This window comes from Rhodopseudomonas sp. B29 (assembly GCF_000333455.1).
Classification (GTDB): domain Bacteria; phylum Pseudomonadota; class Alphaproteobacteria; order Rhizobiales; family Xanthobacteraceae; genus Rhodopseudomonas.
Genome location: NZ_BADD01000600.1, coordinates 1 through 868, shown reverse-complemented (window position 1 = coordinate 868; position 868 = coordinate 1). Strand labels below are relative to the sequence as shown.

Genomic DNA, 868 nt, shown 5'->3' with positions numbered 1-868 from the left:
CTTTTGCGGACACGCCGCCGCCGCGCGTTGACGGCAGCGCCGCGCGGCTGAGCTACGTCGGCCATGCCAGTTGGCTGATCCAGACCGGCGGGCTCAACATCCTGGTCGATCCGGTGTGGTCGCAGCGCGTGTCGCCGGTGTCGTTCGCCGGGCCCAAGCGCCACAACGATCCGGGCATCGCCTTCGAGAAGCTGCCGCCAATCGACGTCGTGTTGGTGTCGCACGGCCACTACGACCATCTCGATCTGGCGACTCTGTCGCGGCTGGTGGCGAAGTATGCGCCGCGGGTGATTACGCCGCTCGGCAACGATCTGACCATGGCCGGGCATGACAAGGCGATCCGCGCCCAAGCTTATGACTGGGGTGATCGTGTCGCGCTGAACGAGCGCGTCGCTGTCAATCTCGTGCCGACGCGGCATTGGACAGCACGTGGCGTGTTCGATCGCAATCGTGCGCTGTGGGCCAGCTTCGTGCTGGAGACGCCGGCCGGCAAGATCTATGTGGTGTGCGATTCCGGCTACGGCGAAGGCAAGCATTTCCGCCGCGTCGGCGATGCACACGGTCCGCTTGAGTTAGCAATCCTGCCGATCGGCGCCTACGAGCCGCGATGGTTCATGCAGGATCAGCACATGAACCCGGCCGATGCCGTCAAGGCGCTGGCGGATTGCGGCGCCAAGCGTGCGCTCGCTAATCACCACGGCACGTTCCAGCTCACCGACGAGGCGATCGACGCGCCCGAGCAGGCGCTGTACGCGGCGCTCGATGCCGCTTCAGTGCCGCGCGAACACTTCGGCGTGCTCAAGCCCGGGCAGGTGTTCGAGCTTCATGCTTGAATTTCAACGTCATTGCGAGGAGCGAAGCGACGAAG

Annotated in this window: 1 protein-coding gene; it reads left to right on the top strand. The window is 65.2% G+C overall.

Annotated features, from left to right (window positions below; genetic code table 11):
* A partial coding sequence (locus I5M_RS21685; protein WP_022723324.1) for an MBL fold metallo-hydrolase occupies positions 1-833 on the top strand: 833 nt, incomplete at its 5' end.
* Between the last annotated feature and the right edge of the window lie 35 nt (positions 834-868).